The organism is Rhodococcus sp. WMMA185 (assembly GCF_001767395.1).
GTDB lineage: Bacteria > Actinomycetota > Actinomycetes > Mycobacteriales > Mycobacteriaceae > Rhodococcus_F.
The window spans coordinates 3,870,098-3,888,007 of the sequence record NZ_CP017014.1 but is presented as its reverse complement, the minus strand read 5'-3'; the positions used below and the strand labels follow the sequence as shown (position 1 = coordinate 3,888,007).

The 17,910-nt window shown below is 64.5% G+C and carries 18 protein-coding genes and 1 pseudogene; 12 read left to right on the top strand and 7 right to left on the bottom strand.

Going from position 1 to position 17,910, the window contains the following annotated elements; genetic code table 11:
* The first annotated feature begins 99 nt into the window (after positions 1-99).
* Positions 100-759 (top strand): ScbR family autoregulator-binding transcription factor, encoded by a 660-nt coding sequence (locus BFN03_RS17515; RefSeq protein ID WP_070381035.1) that lies wholly within the window; start codon positions 100-102, stop codon positions 757-759.
* A gap of 7 nt (positions 760-766) precedes the next feature.
* Here BFN03_RS17515 and BFN03_RS17510 read toward each other — a convergent pair whose 3' ends face one another.
* Together BFN03_RS17510 and BFN03_RS17505 are read right to left on the bottom strand one after the other, a co-directional pair.
* Complete coding sequence (locus tag BFN03_RS17510) at positions 767-1,075, bottom strand: hypothetical protein (protein ID WP_070380079.1); 309 nt, start codon at positions 1,073-1,075, stop codon at positions 767-769.
* A gap of 53 nt (positions 1,076-1,128) precedes the next feature.
* Entirely contained in the window at positions 1,129-1,557 is a 429-nt protein-coding gene (locus BFN03_RS17505) for a PPOX class F420-dependent oxidoreductase (protein WP_070380078.1), read from the bottom strand.
* A 151-nt stretch (positions 1,558-1,708) separates the two neighbouring features.
* Between BFN03_RS17505 and BFN03_RS17500 the strand changes: the two genes are divergently transcribed.
* From BFN03_RS17500 to BFN03_RS17465, 9 genes and pseudogenes are all read left to right on the top strand, one after another.
* The gene (locus tag BFN03_RS17500) at positions 1,709-3,262 is read left to right on the top strand and encodes a succinic semialdehyde dehydrogenase (protein WP_070380077.1); all 1,554 of its coding nucleotides are present in this window, start codon (positions 1,709-1,711) and stop codon (positions 3,260-3,262) included.
* A gap of 113 nt (positions 3,263-3,375) precedes the next feature.
* Positions 3,376-4,176, top strand: a complete 801-nt coding sequence (locus BFN03_RS17495) for a crotonase/enoyl-CoA hydratase family protein (protein ID WP_070380076.1) — start codon at positions 3,376-3,378, stop codon at positions 4,174-4,176.
* Between the two features lie 132 nt (positions 4,177-4,308).
* Positions 4,309-4,926 (top strand): TetR/AcrR family transcriptional regulator, encoded by a 618-nt coding sequence (locus BFN03_RS17490; RefSeq protein ID WP_070380075.1) that lies wholly within the window; start codon positions 4,309-4,311, stop codon positions 4,924-4,926.
* A 116-nt stretch (positions 4,927-5,042) separates the two neighbouring features.
* Complete coding sequence (locus BFN03_RS17485) at positions 5,043-6,281, top strand: acetyl-CoA acetyltransferase (protein WP_070380074.1); 1,239 nt, start codon at positions 5,043-5,045, stop codon at positions 6,279-6,281.
* Between the two features lie 12 nt (positions 6,282-6,293).
* Positions 6,294-7,808: a carotenoid oxygenase family protein gene (locus BFN03_RS17480; RefSeq protein WP_070380073.1), complete on the top strand. Its 1,515-nt coding sequence runs from the start codon at positions 6,294-6,296 to the stop codon at positions 7,806-7,808.
* Positions 7,805-8,857, top strand: a complete 1,053-nt coding sequence (locus tag BFN03_RS17475) for a winged helix-turn-helix transcriptional regulator (RefSeq protein WP_070380072.1) — start codon at positions 7,805-7,807, stop codon at positions 8,855-8,857. The genes BFN03_RS17480 and BFN03_RS17475 overlap by 4 nt, the downstream gene beginning before the upstream one ends.
* 16 nt (positions 8,858-8,873) lie before the next feature.
* The gene (locus BFN03_RS17470) at positions 8,874-10,583 is read left to right on the top strand and encodes a class I adenylate-forming enzyme family protein (protein ID WP_070380071.1); all 1,710 of its coding nucleotides are present in this window, start codon (positions 8,874-8,876) and stop codon (positions 10,581-10,583) included.
* Positions 10,584-10,663: 80 nt separating this feature from the next.
* Positions 10,664-10,846: pseudogene (locus tag BFN03_RS20275) on the top strand (ABC transporter ATP-binding protein); the annotation flags it as partial.
* A gap of 65 nt (positions 10,847-10,911) precedes the next feature.
* A complete protein-coding gene (locus BFN03_RS17465; protein WP_070380070.1) occupies positions 10,912-11,814 on the top strand; it encodes an NADP-dependent oxidoreductase in 903 nt (300 codons plus the stop codon).
* A gap of 15 nt (positions 11,815-11,829) precedes the next feature.
* On the opposite strand, the gene BFN03_RS17460 is transcribed toward BFN03_RS17465, so the two are convergent.
* The 4 genes from BFN03_RS17460 to BFN03_RS17445 form a co-directional block, all read right to left on the bottom strand.
* A complete protein-coding gene (locus tag BFN03_RS17460) occupies positions 11,830-12,807 on the bottom strand; it encodes a copper resistance D family protein (RefSeq protein WP_070380069.1) in 978 nt (325 codons plus the stop codon).
* Positions 12,771-13,334 carry a copper resistance CopC family protein gene (locus tag BFN03_RS17455; protein ID WP_070380068.1) on the bottom strand — a complete coding sequence of 188 codons (564 nt, stop codon included), beginning with the start codon at positions 13,332-13,334 and terminating at the stop codon, positions 12,771-12,773. Before BFN03_RS17455 ends, BFN03_RS17460 begins: the two co-directional genes overlap by 37 nt.
* 277 nt (positions 13,335-13,611) lie before the next feature.
* Complete coding sequence (locus BFN03_RS17450) at positions 13,612-14,130, bottom strand: hypothetical protein (protein WP_070380067.1); 519 nt, start codon at positions 14,128-14,130, stop codon at positions 13,612-13,614.
* A 12-nt stretch (positions 14,131-14,142) separates the two neighbouring features.
* On the bottom strand, positions 14,143-14,796 hold the full coding sequence (locus BFN03_RS17445) for a DUF6474 family protein (RefSeq protein ID WP_070380066.1): 654 nt from the start codon (positions 14,794-14,796) through the stop codon (positions 14,143-14,145).
* A gap of 161 nt (positions 14,797-14,957) precedes the next feature.
* On the opposite strand from BFN03_RS17445, the gene BFN03_RS17440 reads away from it, so the two are divergent.
* Together BFN03_RS17440 and BFN03_RS17435 are read left to right on the top strand one after the other, a co-directional pair.
* A complete protein-coding gene (locus BFN03_RS17440; RefSeq protein ID WP_070381034.1) occupies positions 14,958-16,514 on the top strand; it encodes a TM0106 family RecB-like putative nuclease in 1,557 nt (518 codons plus the stop codon).
* 11 nt (positions 16,515-16,525) lie between these two features.
* On the top strand, positions 16,526-17,221 hold the full coding sequence (locus BFN03_RS17435) for a YoaK family protein (protein WP_070381033.1): 696 nt from the start codon (positions 16,526-16,528) through the stop codon (positions 17,219-17,221).
* 4 nt (positions 17,222-17,225) lie between these two features.
* Here the strand turns inward: BFN03_RS17435 and BFN03_RS17430 are convergent, their stop codons facing one another.
* A complete protein-coding gene (locus BFN03_RS17430) occupies positions 17,226-17,855 on the bottom strand; it encodes a class I SAM-dependent methyltransferase (protein WP_070380065.1) in 630 nt (209 codons plus the stop codon).
* Positions 17,856-17,910 lie beyond the last annotated feature (55 nt).

Sequence of the window (17,910 nt, the reverse complement as noted above, 5' to 3'; positions counted from 1 at the left end):
TATTGCGCACACTGGTAGCGTCGGTTCGGGTGATTGGGCACGCTGGGCGCGTCCGTAGTGGTCATTCCATTGTGCGGACGGCAGGGAGAAGGTGTGGGCGTGGTTCAGCAGGCACGTGCTGCCGCCACCAAGCGGCAAATTGTCCGTGGAGCAGCAACGATGTTCGAGAAGTCGGGTTTCGAAGGAGCCAGGCTCGGCAATATCGTCGAGGTCGCGGGAATTACGAAGGGGGCACTGTACTTCCACTTCCGCTCGAAAGAGGACTTGGCGCGTTTCATCATTGGTGAACAGCACAGCATCTCCATTGCCGCTGTGGAGGCGATCGGCAGGGAACGCGCGCCGGCGATCGAGCAGATCGTGATGCTCTGTCATGAGATGGTTCGGCAGATTGTTCATGATCCCGTTGTGCGTGCCGGCATTCGGATAACCCTCGAGCTCAGCGCCGGGGACGAGGGGCCCGCCGATCCGTATCTCGAATGGATCGATGCCTGCGAGTTGCTCGCTCGCAGGGCCATCGAGGAAGATGACCTCCGCCGCGACATCGACCCGGCGAGGTTGGCCCGCTTCGTCATCGGCGCCTTCACCGGTCTCAACACCGTCTCGCAGGTATTGACGAAACACACTGACCTTGCGGAACGGGTCGACGACATGTGGGAGTTCGTGCTCCCGGGAATTATGCCCACGGGCAGGCACCACAAGATCGCGAGTATCCGGCGAGCGCGATGGACTCCTGTGGAAGGCAACCGCGCAGACGCGTAGAAGGTGCCTATCCTGGTCGCGACAAGTCAGGCCAGGGCGGTCGGCGGAGAACTGTAAGAGTGGCGATCACAACCGCCGCCAATCCGATGAACTCGCCGAAGAGCGCCACTCGGTTGGCGTCGAAAGCGGGTTCCCATCTGGCTGCTCCGTCGTGAACGACGAATATCCCCAGTGGTGTGGCGGTGATGCCGAGGATGCCGCGAATCCTGGTGACGGTGATGATCGTGGCACCGTTGACGGTCTCGTAAGGGTTGCCGTAAATAAGGGTGTCAGCGCCGTCGGCCCGCAGTTGGTGCGCGACTTCCCGAATTCTCATGACGACCTTTCGCTGGGTGTTCGCGTCTCTTCGGTAGATGCCGACTCGAGGATTCAGTCGGCGAGCTCCTTGTGCGCGATCACTTTCTCGATCTGTAGACGCACGAGAAACTCGCCGGCTACCCCGTTGCGTCGACCGAACTCCTCCGCACGCTCTTCACCCATATATCTGCCTCCGATACGGGTGGCCCACTCCAACAGCTCGGCCGGGTCCTCCGAGAGCTGGACGCGGCCCTGGAGAATTGCATACGCGAACGGTGGTTGCTCGTCGTCGACACACAGGACTGCCCGAGCGTCACGGGTCAGGTTGCGGCCCTTCACCGACGTTTTGCCGGTAGTGAAGAAGAGATTGTCGCCGTCCAGAACGAACCAGACCGGTGCCACGTGCGGGCTGCCATCGGCGTTCACGGTCGACAACTTCCCCGTCCGAGTGCCATGGGAAGCGAACGCCCGCCACTCCTCGTCGCGCATGCTCTTCGCCATAGGAACATCATCACACGCTCTGTTGTTTGTGCCTTGGCGAAAGCGCAGCGGGTGCCACGCTTCCGCTGCCGGATCCAACCCTGGTGACTTGGTGCACCGAACGGGTAGATTGCGTGTAACCGAAGAAAATACTAACTAGTAGGGGTACAAAATGCCTGCTCCGACAGCCGCGACGTTCGCGCGGCTCGCCGATCTCATTGCCATCCCAGATGCGGCCGATCGCCAGACGCGCTCCGTCGTCGAAGCGTTCACCGGTAAGGAGCTGGCCACGGTCCCGATCGGCACCGCTCAGGATGCCAAGGACGCGATCGCACGCGCGCGGGTGGCACAGAAGGAATGGGCCAAGCGGCCGGCCTCCGAACGCGCCGCCATCTTCCATCGCTACCGCGACCTGATGTTGGAGAACCGGGAAGCGCTGATGGACATGGCGCAGGCCGAGACCGGCAAGTCTCGGGCCGCGGCGCTTGAAGAGGTCCTCGACATCTCGCTGACCGCCCGCCACTATGCGCGCATCGCAGCCAAGCTGCTGCGTCCGCGGCGCGCTTCGGGCATGCTCCCGGGCCTCACCAAGACTGTGGTGAGGCACCACCCGAAGGGCGTCGTGGGTGTCATCTCTCCGTGGAACTACCCGATGAACCTTGCAGTGTCAGATGCCATTGCTGCCTTGCTCGCGGGCAACGCCGTGGTTCTCAAGCCGGACAGCCAAACCCCGTATTGCGCTTTGGCCTGCGTCGACTTGCTGTACCGGGCCGGACTGCCCCGCGACCTGTTCGCTGTGGTCCCCGGTCAAGGCACCGTGGTTGGCACTGCTCTCGTCGAGAACACCGACTACCTGATGTTCACCGGGTCGTCGGCGACGGGCCAGCTCCTCGCCGAGCAGTGCGGGCGGCGCCTGATCGGCTTCTCGGCGGAACTCGGCGGCAAGAACCCGATGATCGTCACCGCGGGGGCGAACCTGCGGGAGGTCACCGACGCCGCTGTTCGCGCTTGCTACGCGAACTCGGGGCAGCTTTGTATCTCGATCGAGCGGATCTACGTCGAGGAGTCTATCGCCGCCGAGTTCACTCGGATGTTCGGCGAACGCGTCCGCAACATGAAGCTGGGTCCGGGCTACGACTTCGGGATCGAAATGGGGAGCTTGATTTCGGAGGCGCAGGTCAAGGTAGTGTCCGGCCACGTCGACGACGCCGTCGTGAAGGGCGCCACCGTGGTCGCCGGCGGCAAGGCTCGGCCCGACCTCGGTCCGCTGTTCTACGAGCCGACCGTGTTGACCGATGTTCCGGAGAGCGCCGAGTGCTATACGGACGAGACGTTCGGACCGCTGGTGTCGATCTACCCGGTAGCGACCGTGGACGAGGCAATCGAGCGGGCGAACGACACCGAGTACGGCCTCAATGCAAGCGTGTGGGCGGGAACCAAGGCTGAGGGCGAAGCCATCGCCGCGCGAATCCACGCCGGAACCGTGAATGTCGACGAGGGATACGGCCCGGCCTGGGGCAGCACCGATGCTCCGATGGGCGGTATGGGAGTGTCCGGAGTCGGGCGTCGGCACGGGGACGATGGCCTCCTCAAGTACACCGAACCGCAAACCATCGCGACCACCCGCATCGTCAACCTCGGTGGGCCCCGTGGGCTCCCGGCGAAGGTGTGGGCGAAGATGCTGCCGATGGCAGTGAAGGCGCTGCAATGGATTCCCGGGCGTTGAGCCAACGATCCTGATCCGCACCCCATCCGTATGCGTCGCACCCTGCACGAGGGGTGCGACGCATACGGAAGGGTCGCGGATCGCAAGGTCACATCGAGCCGGAGGTTGTCACGATGCCAGAGCAGAACGAGACCACTGAGCCGGCCGCGCTGTGGGAGCGGCGTGGGGGAGTCGGCATCATCACCCTAAACCGCCCCACCGCGATGAATGCGGTGAACGCTGCATTGTCGACGGCCGTCGGCACCCTTCTCGAGAAGGCCGACTCCGATCCCGACGTGCGAGTTGTGGTGATCACCGGTTCGGGCCGCGCGTTCTGCGCGGGAGCGGATTTGAAGGCACTGGCGGCGGGTGAGAACACGGCGGCGGACGGGCACCCCGAGTGGGGCTTTGCGGGGTACGCGCAGCACTGGATCAGCAAGCCGACGATCGCTGCGGTCAACGGCTTCGCGCTCGGCGGCGGCACCGAACTCGTCCTTGCCAGCGACCTTGCCGTGGTCGACGAGGAAGCGAAGCTCGGGCTTCCCGAGGTCAAGCGCGGACTGTTCGCCGCAGCCGGTGGCGTCATCCGCCTGCAGCAGCAGATTCCGAAGAAGATCGCGTTGGAGATTGCGCTGACCGGTGAACCGATTACGGCGGCGCAGGCTCGAGAATGGGGCCTGGTCAACCGTGTGGCCCCGGCTGGTACCTCTTTCGAGGCGGCACTCGATCTCGCGGAGCAGATCGCGGGCAATGCGCCGCTGTCGGTGCGCGAATCGAAGGCGATGATTCATCGCACCGCGAGCAAGTCCGACTGGGGCGCCGAAGTCTGGGAGGCGAATACCGCCGCCATCGCGACTGTCTTCGCCAGCGCGGACGCCATCGAGGGACCAACGGCGTTCGCAGAGAAACGGCCGCCGATCTGGCAAGGCCGCTGAACTCCGTATCTCTGGAGCGGAGGTCAATCCAGAAGCGAACTGCCATTCGCGGTTGACACTGATGAAATGCGGACCGAAAATGTGTGATGGCCGACACGTCGGGCGTTGGCTGGCCTCGAGGAGGCATGTGCGGTGCATGAATTCGGAAACGACGCAGATCGGTGCGCGTTGCTGGACGCTGCGGGTCGGTGTTTTGCCAAACTTGGGTACGAACGCACCACCATGGCGGTTATTGCAAGCAGTGTCGGCATCTCTGTAAGTGAGCTCTCCACCTACTTTCCCTCGAGGGAAGAGGTCTTCCATGCTGTCTCAGCCAGCGTGTTCGACATGTTCTTGGAGGCGCAGCGCATCCCCGTCCAGCCCGGCACGGATCCTCGCGTCGTTTTGGGCGCTGCGACTGCCGCATTCATCGAGTCGGTCTTCCGCTTCGGGCGGTTGTTCACGCTGATCGAGGACCGCGCGGCCGTCGACCCGGTGGTCAAAGAGCAGTTGGAGACCGCGCACGGCCGGGTTCTTCGCCGGTACATCCGCTTCATCGAGGGTCTCGGCCAGACCGGTGCGGCGACTCCGTGCGCCGAGCCGGCGCAACTGGCCAGAAAACTGTCCGACGCCCAGTGGTCGGGTGCGGAGCGCCTGATAGATGCGCCGAAAGACGAGCAGCAACGATTCATCGCAGACATCACTGCCGCATCCGAGCGCTTCATCGGGATCGGTGGCGTCACCGAACTGACATCCCGCACGGCCAGCTGAACCGGCGGATCCGAGGCGATTGTCTTTCCAATCAAGCTGCGGAGTAACTCTGTTAGGTGTAGCGTGCTTGGTGACAGGCGTCACACATCTACGCACCCTAGAGCCGGGAGAGCTCAATGCCGCAGAACATGATCCACGTCCTCGGTGGCTATCAATCCGACTTCGCCGTCAACTGGCACCGCGCGGAACTGGGCTTCGACGCCCTGTTCTCCGAGGCCATCGACGGAGTCCTCGGATCCTCGGGTCTCGGCCTCGGTGACATCGAGGTGATTCACGTGGGCAATGCCTTCGGCGAACTGTTCACCGGTCAAAGTCAGCTCGGCGCGATGCCCGCAACCGTGGCGCCGACACTGGTGGGGGTCCCGTCTTCCCGGCACGAAGCCGCGTGCGCGTCCGGCAGTATGGCCGTGCTGGGAGCGATGACGGATCTCGAGTCGGGCCGCTACGATTGCGCCCTGGTCATCGGCGCCGAACTGGAGAAGACGGTCTCCGGCGACATCGGCGCCCGGACGCTCGGAGCGGCGGCTTGGGTGGGCCACGAGGCGGGTGACGTCGACTATGTGTGGCCGCACATGTTCGCCTCGTTGGCAGACGAATACGACCGTCGGTACGGTCTCGACGACACTTACCTCCGAGCGATCGGCGAACTCAACTTCGGCAATGCCCGCACCAATCCACTGGCGCAAACACGCGGATGGTCGCTGACCCCAGAGAGCTTCGCTGACGACGACCAGCACAATCCGCCGGTGTCCGGGCGCCTGCGACGTCAGGACTGCAGCCAGATGACCGACGGGGCGAGCGCGGTGGTGCTGGTCTCCGAGCGATTACTCGAGCGCCGACCAGACCTGCGCGCACGACCAATGGCCACGATCACCGGGTGGGGGCACCGCACCGCGGGCCTGCCGCTCGCACAGAAGCTGCGGGCGTCCGCCGACGACGTGTACGTGTTGCCGCACGTCCGCCAGACTGTCGCCGACGCTCTGGGTCGTGCGGGGCTGGCCGGGATCGAACAGATCGACGGGGCCGAGGTGCACGATTGCTTCTCGATGACCGAGTACATGATCATCGACCATCTCGGGATCACCCCGCCCGGCGAGAGTTGGAAGGCAATCGAGGGCGGCGACATCGAGCGCGGTCGGCGTATCCCGGTCAATCCGAGCGGTGGGCTGATGGGCGTCGGGCATCCTGTCGGGGCGAGCGGGGTCCGCATGTTGTTCGACGGCTACAAGCAGGTCACCGAACAAGCCGACGGCTACCAGGTCCCTGGCGCACGCCGCTTCATCACCCTCAACATCGGCGGCAGTGCCACGACGGTGGCCAGTTTCGTCGTCGAATCAAGCCCAGCCACAAACTGATTGGAATCTGCGATGGACATGGACGTAGTTGGCCGCGTCATCAGCACCCTGCCGGCAGATGATGACCACCCGTACCGCACCGGCGCATGGCGTCCGCAGACTACGGAGTGGGACGCACCCGAACTCGAGTTGGTCGCCGGGGAGATCCCCGCGGACCTCGATGGGGTGTATCTGCGCAATACCGAGAACCCGGTTCGACCCTCGATCGGCCGGTATCACCCCTTCGACGGCGACGGCATGGTCCATCTGGTCGGCTTCCGCGACGGCAAAGCCTTCTACCGCAACCGCTTCGTGCGTACCGACGGTTTGCGCGCCGAGGAGGAGGCCGGGCATGCGCTGTGGGCAGGGATTTCCGAGCGCCCGTCGAAGTCGTTGCGGGAGGACGGCTGGGGTGCCAGGGGGCGGATGAAGGACGCCTCGAGCACCGATGTGGTGGTACATGCCGGTGCCGCGATCACCAGTTTCTACCAGTGCGGTGAGTTGTACCGGATGGACCCGCTCACACTCGAGGATCAGGGAAAGACCACATGGAACGGGAAGTTCCCGAGCGAGGGGGTATCCGCGCATCCGAAGGTCGACGAGAACACCGGCGAGATGCTGTTCTTCAACTACGGCACCGACGCGCCATTCATGCACTACGGGGTGGTCGACCCCGATAACCGGTTGGTGCACTACGTCGACATCGAACTGCCCGGGCCGAGGTTGCCGCACGACATGTCGTTCACCGAGAACTACGCGATCCTCAACGATTTCCCGCTGTTCTGGGACGAGGACATTCTCCGCAAGGGTGGGTATGCCGCTAGATTCCACCAGGAGCTACCCACCAGGATCGGTGTGATACCTCGGCGGGGAGGGTCCCACGAGATCCGCTGGTTCGAGGCCGCCCCTACCTACGTGTTGCACTGGGCGAACGCCTACGAAGACGGTGACGAGATAGTCCTCGACGGGTACTTCCAGGACAATCCGGAACCGCAGGTCCCGGCTGATGCCAGCTACTACGAAAGGCTCTCGCGCTTCCTGTCCCTCGACAACATGCAGACGTATCTGCATCGGTGGCGCCTGAACATGCGCACCGGGCAGGTGACCGAGCAACGCCTCAGCGACCGGATCAGCGAGTTCCCGATGATCAACGGCACGCTCTCGGGCCGTCGACACCGCTACACCTATGCGGCCACCGGGACGCCCGGGTTCTTCCTGTTCGACGGGTTGATCAAGCACGACACCGAGACCGGAAAAGAGGAGCACTACCGATTCGACGACGGAGTGTTCGGCAGCGAAACCGCGATGGCGCCTCGTGTGGGCTCCACAGCGGAGGACGACGGGTACCTCATCACGTTGACCACCGATGTCGCCAATGACCGGTCCGAATGCCTGATCTTCGACGCCGCGAACGTCACCGTCGGCCCGATCGCACGACTACGGCTTCCGGAACGCATCGCCAGCGGAACCCACAGCACGTGGGCCGCGGGCGCGAACATCCCGAACTGGCGAACGGCCGACACCATGACCGCGGCGCTGGGATTGTGAGCGACTGGCCGACGGTGGAAGACGCCGACCTGCCAACGGAATTGACGGTTGGAGGCCCGAACGCCATTGCCATCACTCAGGGCCTCACGGGGGACGAGTGGAACCTTCGGATCGTGCGCTGTGCGATTGCGGGGGCCACCCGTTTTCAAGACTGGCTCGAGCGGTTGCCCATCTCCAACGCCGTGCTCACCAGCCGCCTCGGGATGCTCGTCGATCTCGGCGTGCTTCGCAGATCGGAGTACCAGCAGCGGCCGGTGCGCTACGAATACCTCCTCACCCGGCGGGGCAGGGATCTGTGGCCGTCGCTGGTCGCAATCTGGGGGTGGGAACTGGCGTGGGTTCCCGAACACACGCCGCCCATCCCGCCCCTGCACCATCTGAGCTGCGATCACGACTTCCTCCCCGAACTGACCTGCGCCTTCTGCTCCGAGTCTGTCCAACCTCGGGATGTGGCCGGTACGTTCGGGCCCGCGGGCGGCTGGGATCGCAGCGTCCCGAGTGCCTCGACCCGGCGGCGGTCCCGCGGCGGCACGGTGGGTGAGGACCTGGCGTTCCCGCAGACCTACGCGCTGCTCGGAAACCGTTGGTCTGCGGCGATGGTCGGCGCAGCGTTCGCGGGTGCCCACCTATTCAAGGACTTCGAGCGAATCCTCTCCGCGCCACCGACCGTCCTGTCGGATCGGCTCAGACGCTTTTGCGAACTCGACATCTTCGAGGTCGTATCGGCGGGCGGGCGGAGGGACCGCCCCGTGTACCACCTCACCGACAAGGGCCGCGCGTTCTTTCCGGTGATCATGCTGATCGTCGCCTGGGGGCAGCGGTGGTTCCACTCGCCCGAGGGCCAGGCGATGACGTTCCGGCATCAACTACCCGACTCTGAAGCCGACCATCCCTTCGACCCTCGTCTCGCCTGTGGGCATTGCAGGCGTGAACTCCGCGGCACCGACATCACCAACAGTGACATCGCCAACAGTGACATCGCAAACAGTGACATCACTGATAGCAAGACCTCCGAACAGACTCCGGCATCTTCCCACTCGACCCAGTGAAAGTTGGTGGTATTGAATGACTCCTCGCCCCTGTCATACGGCAGAGACCATCGATCGTTACCGTGCTGACGGATGGTGGACGGACGACACGGTCGACGATCTATTCCGTGGAACCGTCGATCGGCATCCTGATCGGATCGCGGTGATCGATCCGCCGAACAAGCCAGACCTCACCGGTATCGAGTCGCGCGAACTGACCTGGGCCGAACTCGACACCGAGGTATGGCGTTTCGCCGCGGTTCTGCTGCGCCAGGGACTGCGTCAGGGTGATGTGGTGATGGTCCAGATGCCCAACACAGTCGAATACGTGACCGCCTATCTCGCGGCCTGGCGCCTCGGTCTGATCGTCTCACCCGTTCCTGTGCAGTATCGCGAACACGAATTCGCCGCAATGGCCACCGCTGCCCGGGCTCGTGCGATCATCACCATTTGCCGCGCAGGTGATCGAAGGCTGGCGGACGACCTCGTCGCCCTGAGGGGTGCGCTGGCAGACGTGCACACCGTTCTTGCTTTCGGCAGTGAGATTCCGGCCGGGGCGGTCGACGCGATAGGTGCGGTGCGCGAAGTAGCTTCGCTCGACGAGGTCCGCGATTACGTTGCGACGCACCCGGCCGATCCCAATGACTGTCTCACTATCTGCTGGACATCCGGCACCACGAGCACACCCAAGGGCGTGCCGCGATGCCACTACGACTGGCTGGCCGTCTCCCGAGCCACCACCGAGGCCGCGACGGTCAGCGGGGCCGATGTGATGCTCAATCCGTTCCCCATGGTCAACATGGCCAGCATCAGCGGCATGCTGTTGCCCTGGCTGCTCACCGGTTGCGTACTGGTCCAGCATCATCCATTCGATCTGCCTACCTTCCTCACCCAGATCGCCCGGCACGGTGTCACCTACACCGTCGCCCCACCGGCCCTTCTGGCAATGCTGCTACAGAACGAGGCACTGATCTCGCAAGCCGATCTGTCGTCGCTGCGCCTCATCGGATCGGGCTCGGCGCCGCTGCAACCCTGGATGGTGCGCGGCTGGCAGGACACCTATGGCATCGGGATCATCAACTTCTTCGGATCCAACGAGGGGTTGGGCCTCAATTCCACTCCCGGCCAGATCCCGGACCCCACCGAACGGGCCTGCTTCTTCCCTCGCTACGGATCCGAGCGCTACCGGGATTGCATGGTTGGTCGCTGGACGGACATGAAGTTGGTCGATCCGGTCAGCGGGGAGGAGATCACGCAGCCGGGCGTCGTCGGTGAGCTGAGGTTCAAGAGTCCGACCGTCTTCGGTGGCTACCTAGATGCCGAGTCGGTCGACAGTCCGTTCGACGAGGATGGGTACCTGCGCAGTGGGGACCTGTTCTCCATAGCGGGCGAGAACGATGAGTTCCTCCTCTATGCGGACAGATCGAAGGACCTCATCATTCGCGGTGGCATGAATATCGCCCCGGCCGAACTCGAGGGCCTGATCGCCGAACACCCATCGGTCCGCGAGACGTCCGTTGTCGGATATCCCGACGACGTGCTCGGTGAACGTGTGCGTGCTGTTGTGGTCCTCGAGGACGGAGCATCACTGTCGATAGAGGATTTGACGGAGTTTCTGCGCGAACGCAAGATCGCCTCATACAAGCTGCCCGAAAGGCTCGACGTCCGAGACGAACTCCCGCGAAACGCGCTCGGAAAGATCCTCAAGCGCGATCTTCGGACAGACGCGGCAGGAGTTGCCGGCTGACTGGCGTGTCTGCGGTGTCTGCTGACCGCGCTTTAGCAACTCGAGGTGATGGTGCATCTTGGGCAGCGACTTTTCGTTTCACGACGAGCGCCCTGGATCAGGAACGCGGCGCGGCAATCATGGACCTGATCCTGGACGTCGTTCGCGAGCACGATGTCGCGACCTTGCTGGTGACTCATGTTCCAGGCCACCTCCATCGGATGGATTCGGTCTACAACGTCGTCGACGGTTCCCTGACTCGCGAGCATGTGCCCACCGCTTGACGGTGACAAAATGCTCGGAAGGGACGAGGGTTGTTGTTATGGCGACTTCGACCGCGAACCGAACAATGAAGGCAATTTCGTACTCGAGATACGGCGGCCCGGAGGTCCTCGAGACCGTCGATGCTCCGATACCCGAGCCGACGGGCAACCAGGTGCGCCTCGCCATCCGTGCCGCTGGGGTGAATCCGTTCGACTGGAAGGTGCGGTCGGGGTCGATGGCAGAAGTGATGGAGGTGAAGTTCCCGAAGATCCCCGGCAGCGAGGTGGCCGGTGTGGTCGATGCGGTCGGATCGGGCGTGGCGGGGGCGACGGTCGGGACCGAGATGTTCGGCTGGTCCGACACCGGCGGGTACGCGGAATATGCGCTCGCCACCGTCGTGGCGCCGAAGCCGACCGAATTGAGTTGGACGGAGGCTGTGACGATTCCCGTCGCCGGTGAGGCAGCCGAGCGGGCTTTGCGACTGCTGAAACTTGAACCCGGCGAAACCGTGCTGGTGAACGGTGCGTCGGGTGCGGTGGGGACCATGGCTGCGCAGTTGGCGCGGGAACGCGGGGCCACTGTGATCGGTACTGCGAGCGTCAGGCACCACGACGCCCTTCGAGAACTGGGCGTGACGCCCACGACCTACGGTGAGGGCATGGCTGATCGGGTGCGCGCACTCGCGCCGGGCGGAGTCGACGCCGTGCTCGATGCCGGCCGCGGTGGGCTGGGGGCGGCAATGGATCTGCGTGGGGGTGTCGAGCGAATCGTCACACTGTCGGACGCTGCGGCGTTCGACTTGGGAATCACCTTCTCGTCAGGCACTTCCGACGATCGGAGCACGGAGACGCTGCGCAGGTTGGGGGATCTGGCCGCGGCCGGAGAGCTTTCTCTACCGCCGGTCCACACGTTCGCGCTGACCGATGCGGCAGGGGCGCAGCGCACCGGCGAGGAGGGCGGAAGTCGCGGAAAGATTGTTCTTCGCTGACCCGCCGGGACCTAGTCAGGCGGTGGTGGCCAGGACGGCGGCGAGCCCGAATACGACAGCCATCGCAACCACTTCGAAGGTGGCTCGGCGCAGCGACGCTTCCGCACTGATCCGGTGAGCGGCTGCCTGGCCGACCCAGGTTCGCCTCCACCACCAGCCGAGCCCGAGGAGCGCCGCGAGCAACAGCGATTTGGCGAGCATTATCTGGCCGTACCCGGTGTTGAACAGGGGAGATACCCCGCCCAGCTTGACAGCGGCGTTGATGACGCCCGCCACGGCTAATAGCGACACGCACCAGACGGCGAGGTTCGAGAATCGCGGCAGCCACCTAGCCCAGTCCCCGCGCGAGCGGAGCATCAGCCCGAGTGCGGCGAGCACCCCGAGCCATAGAGCGGCGGCAAGCACGTGAACGACGTTGAGTAGCGAGCCGAGCATCTGTTGAGACATGTGCCCGGTGATCGGCCGGGCCACCAGGGCGAGCGCTGCGAGCACCAACACCGGCATCGGTGACCGGGCATCTTTGTAACTGAACGCAACCGCCGACCACACGGTGGCGGCCAGCGTGCATGCGAAAACTGCAAGGCCGACACGTCCGGCGCTGATCTCGGTCACGTATTGCCCGAACCGCCCGACCGACAGCTCGAGCAGAGATTCGGCATCAGTTTCGGACGCAGTCATAGTGAGCAGGAGTCCCTCGGAGAGCATCCAGGCCGCGGCGATTGCAGTCGACAGCTGCCACAGCCGTGCATCCTGTGCGAATGGGCGAGTTTCCGTGCGGCTCCACCAGCCGAGTACCGCGAGCCCGAGGACGACCGAACCCAGTACCAGAGATATGGCCCGGACGGCGCTGGCAGGGTCGTGGCCTTCCGGCCAAGCCAGCGCCCAACCGAACGCGACCCCGACGAGGGCGGTGGGTACGGCCAGCAGCAACCACTGCCGGGCCGTACCCGCCCGTCTCAGCTCTCGGCGCGAGGCTTGCGAAGTGCGAGCCATAGTCCACCTGCAAACACGATCACACCCGCAACGATGAACGGCCACAATGGAACTCCACCGTTCCCGGATTCAACCGGACTGCTGGCCGAGGTGCTCGTATCGCTGGCCAGGTTGGCCGGGGCTCCCGGCGCGCCCGACTCCGCTTGGGTGAGCGTAAACGTGCTTGTGCCGCTCACGGGATGTCCGTCGGCGGAGACGACGCGGTACGCGATGGTGTACTCGCCGGCCGGTCCCAGCTGACCGAGTTCGGCGCTGACCGTGTCCCCTGCGACCGACGGGTCACTCTTGGTCCACAGGTTGCCGTCCGGCCCTACGACGGTCAGTGATGCGAACGACTCCTGCATCGGTTCGTTGAACGTGACGCTCACGTGATCCGGGGCGGTCGCGATCTGAGCACCGTTTTCCGGGTTGGAGCCCATGGCGGCGGCGTGCGCGGATGCGGTGGCGACACCGAGCATGCTCGAGGCCATCACCAGCAGTCCGACGATGAGGACTCGCACCGAAGTGATTGAGGTACGTGTGTTCATGAGCGACAGCTCCGGGCCATCGTGCTGAGGCCGCCCGCGCCGAAGCTGTGGGCCTGCGTGGCAGGGAACAACACTTCGTCCTCCTCGGGTAGTGGTTCCCCCCGACAATTCGAACTGCTGGAACTGGCCGGGTCCGACCCCGACACCGGGGTCCGACGTACACGTTACGGAACCAGAACGCTGAGTCGTTGGATCTTGCTCGCGCGAATTTTGGGCACGGCGAAATAGAGGTGTCATCGATAGGTCCTTACTGGTTTGAGCTTTGAAGTGAAAAAGGTCAGACTCGGACCGGTGGACCACGGCGGGAAATGCTTGCCCGCAGCAGGGCGTCGACGGGGTTCGCGTGGTGCGAAGAGACGTGCGAGTGCGTGGGCGTCGAGATCGATTGTGGTTCGCCGCGCACCACCAAGTGCCACACGTGGACGAGTGACTCGAAAATCCGTTCGGCGCTGGCGATCAGCAGCGCGCATATCGCTGTGGCTAGAGCGTGTGCGGCGAACATCGGCAGGGCTGGACCCGCCGAATGAGGATGGTCGGTGAGTGTGAGCGCATAGTGCGCGGCCAACTGCCCGAGGCCGAGCGAGGCGACAAGGCCGAGGCGGCCGTGGAAGCGGGTGGGCAGGTATGTCGTCATCGCGCCGACACCGCCGCAGGTGACGAGCAGCAGGGTCAGAGTGGCGGAATCGGGGACCTCACCCCCGCCGACACCGTGCGCCGCGATCGCCAGAGCACCCACCAGGGCCCCGACCGCCGAACCCCGAAGAGGGGCGGTCGAGGCACGGCGGGCGGGGTACACAGCGGTCGTTCTTCAGCGCACGCCGAGTCGGGCAAGTAGATCGGCTTCGACGCCGTCGAGTTCGGACGCGATCGCTTGGTGGGCGGCCTTGCGCCGGGCGTGGGGCATCTGCTCTGCCGCGCGGACGGCGGTGCTCAGGTCTGTGAGGCGGTCACGGATGGCGGCGGAGAACTTCTGCGTTTCCGCGTCGTCCGGCTTCTGCCCGAGAATCTTGGTGGTGGAGCTCTCCGCACCGGCGATGCGGGCGCTGAGCTTGGCCCCGTGGCCGGTGAATTCGGCCAGCTGGTCGACAGAGACCCCCATGCGTTCGGCACGCTGGGCATCGATCTGAGCGCGGACGATGGTGGCAGCGCGGTAGGCGAGCGGAAGCAGCACCGGAGTCAATACACGAGCGATACCGAGGTACTTGCGCACGTTGGCGACTGTGAAACCTTTCCGGGCGGCGGCCTTCTCCTGCGCCTTCAGAGTTGCGATCTGAGCCTTGTCCACCTTCTTCTGCGACTTCAATTCGGCGGCCTCGAGCTTGCGGCTGGCCCTGGCGGCTGCCTTGTCGCGCTTGCGCTCGTTTCGTGCGCTCAGCTTCGCTTCCACTCCAGCCTTGTGCTTGAGTGCCCTGGCTTCCGCTTTGCGGGTGGCTCTGGACTTACGTTTCTTGAACAACCCCATCGAAAGACCCCTTTTCCAGGTGTTTCAGCGCAGCCCACGCTTCTAATTGCATCCGGTGTGTCCAGGCAATCCTAGGGGAGCACATAATCTTGGTCATTGTGCCTTCCCGAATCGGTCAGCAGTCCGAACCCCGCACCGCTCCTGCACAGGTGCCGGGGGCGGTGATCGATCCCGCTGCACTGACGCGGTGTCGTCATCGGGTCCACCTCGACGCAGCGTTCCCCGAACGACTTGCGACCGCGCCCGAAGATGCTGGGGTTCGCCAGCGTCAGGATGCGGCGGCCGCCAAGCGCGAGGAGATCCGCCGGATTCTCACAGAGCATGCCCCCGATCGCTGGGTGCAGATCGATCCCGAGCAGAGCGCGCGTAGGCGCGCCGAGGACACCATGGCCGCGTGCGCCGCTGGTGCGGACCGCATCTGGGGTGCGGTGCTACCGCTCGATCGGGAGGTGGGCAGGAAGGCGCACTGCGAGATCCTCATGCGCGACGCCGATCTCGGCGGGTACATCCCGGTGATCGTCGTCAACCACAAGGTCACCGATCCTGGTCGCGGCGCGATCACGTCGGGAATGTTCGAGTGGGAACCGCGGGAAGATCTGACCAGAAAGCCCCGCGGCCAGACTCGCGACCAGATGCGCGTCGCGCAGGTGTACCGGATGCTCGAGAGTCACGGGCTCGCGAGTCCGGCGCTCGTGGCAGGTGCGATCGGATTCGGCTCCGACGTGATTTTCGTGCACGATCTCACGACCATCCTCGAAGACTACGACGAGCGGTTTGCCGATCGTCTCGCCATCGCGCGCGGAGAATCGGCGACCGTGCCGTCGAAGATCGGCGAATGCCGTTCGTGCCCGTGGTGGCCCGGTTGCGAGGAACAGTTGACGCAGACGCACGATGTGAGCCTGGTGGCCTCGGGGCCGCGCGCCGATCTGTTGCGTGAAGCGGGGTGCCACACCATCGACGACCTCGCGGCATGGGACCGGGAACCGCTCGAGGACTGGCAGCACGGCGCGTTCGAGGACGCAGTCGTCACGGCCAAGGCCTGGCTGACCGGAGCGCCGTTGGTGCGAAGATTTCCGGAGGTCCGAGTCACACGCGCCGACGTCGAGGTGGACGTCGATATGGAGAGCTACCAGGAGCGTGGCGCGTACCTGTGGGGAACGCTGCTCAACGCGGACGGAATTTCGGCGTACCGTCCGTTCGTCACGTGGGATCCGTTGCCGACGCAGGACGAGGCGCGCTCGTTCGCCGAGTTCTGGACGTGGCTGATGGCCGAACGAGAAGCGGCGGCACTGGGCGGCAAGACCTTCGCTGCATACTGCTATTCCCGTACAGCCGAGGACAAGTGGTTGCTGGACTCGGCCCGTCGGTTCGCCGGGATGCCCGGGGTCCCCACCGAGGCCGAGGTCCGCGAATTCATCGACAGCGAGCAGTGGGTCGACATCTATCAGGCCGTCAGCGACCAGTTCATCTGCCCCGCCGGCAAGGGACTCAAGAAGATTGCTCCCGTGGCGGGGTTCCGGTGGCGTGATGCGGACGCGAGCGGCGAGGCGTCGATGAGTTGGTACCGCGAGGCCGTCGGCTATGACGGCGAACCAGATCTCACCCAGCGCGAGCGTCTGCTGCAGTACAACGAAGACGATGTGATCGCCACGAAGGTTCTGCGGGAGTGGATGTCGGACCGGGCGGTGTCGGAAATCCCCCTGTCGTCGGATCTGTAGAGGAGCTTGCGGTGGCGACGGAAACCTCCACCTCATTGCGGTTTGCCGTGCTGCTCACCGTCACCAGCGGATTCCTCGACGCGTATACGTTCATCAGCCGAGGTGGTGTCTTCGCCAACTCCCAGACCGGAAACGTCATCCTCATGGGGATCGATTTTTCTGCGGGGAACGTCGGCGCGGCGCTCGCACATGTGTGGCCGATATCAGCGTTTGTCGTTGGTGTCGCGATCGCGAATTCGTTGAAGAGTCCCCGCGTGAAGCGTGTGGTGGAGCATCCGATCCGGGCCGCCATGGTTGCGCAGGTCATCGTCCTCGTCGCAGTCGGGTTCGTGCCGACGACCGTCCCCGACCCAGTGGTGACGATTCCGATCGCATTCGTCGCCGCCCTCCAGATCGGGCTCTTTCGGTCGGTGCGTTCGCTGTCATACATTGCGATCGCCACCACCGGAAACCTCATGCGCTTGACCGAAGCTGCCTACGCGGGCTTCCTCAGGAAAGACCTCGAGGCACGCAAGAACACCGGTGTGTACGGCGCGGTTGTGGGTGGCTTCGCTGCCGGTGCCGTAATCGGCGCGGTGTGCACGAGAATTCTTGGACACGAGGCAGCGTGGCTTGCGGCGTCGCTCCTCTTCTGCACTCTCGTGCTGTTCTACGTTGATGAGCAGGAAGCCGGTCGAAGCCCTGCGCGTCACCGACGAGCCGCGTGATGGCTCAACCGTTCGCAGGCGGTGAGGCCGCGTATCCGAGCGAGAGGGCGCCTATGAACTTGGGCGTCGAATGCTCGTAGAAGCGATCGAGTTCGCGGATTTCGAAACCTGCTTGTGTCAATAGTTCGGGGATTCGCCGCGTGAGGTGGCAGCCACCTGCGACGGTCTTCTGAATCGGCTCGAGCCGGTGCTGCCAGCGCTGGACCTTTGTATCTGGAGCCAGGCCGTGCTCGACGAAGTGTAGTGTGCCGCCGGGTTTCAGGACTCGTCGGACCTCGTGAAGAGCCGCATCGACATCCGGGATGGTGCACATCGTCCAGGTGGACAGCGCGGTGTCGAAGCTGTTGTCGGGGAAGGGAAGTGACTCACCGTCGAGTCCGGACCGTTCGACGGGGACCGCCGATTCCGCCAGCCGCTTGCCGGCCAGTTTCCAGCCGAGGTCGGCCGGTTCGACGGCGCTGACGGACTCCACGGCTGACGGGTAGTACGGAACGTTGAGCCCGGAACCGAATCCGATCTCGACGACGCGTCCGTGCAGTCCAGTGCAGGCCCGCTGGCGTTCGGGCACCGTCACCTGCAGTCCGCACGCCTTGTCGATCAACCGCGGAAGAACCCGATCTGCATAGAACCCCATGTAAAACCTCCCCTTGGTGGGCGCCGCGCGCCCGATGCGTGGTCGACGGGGCCTG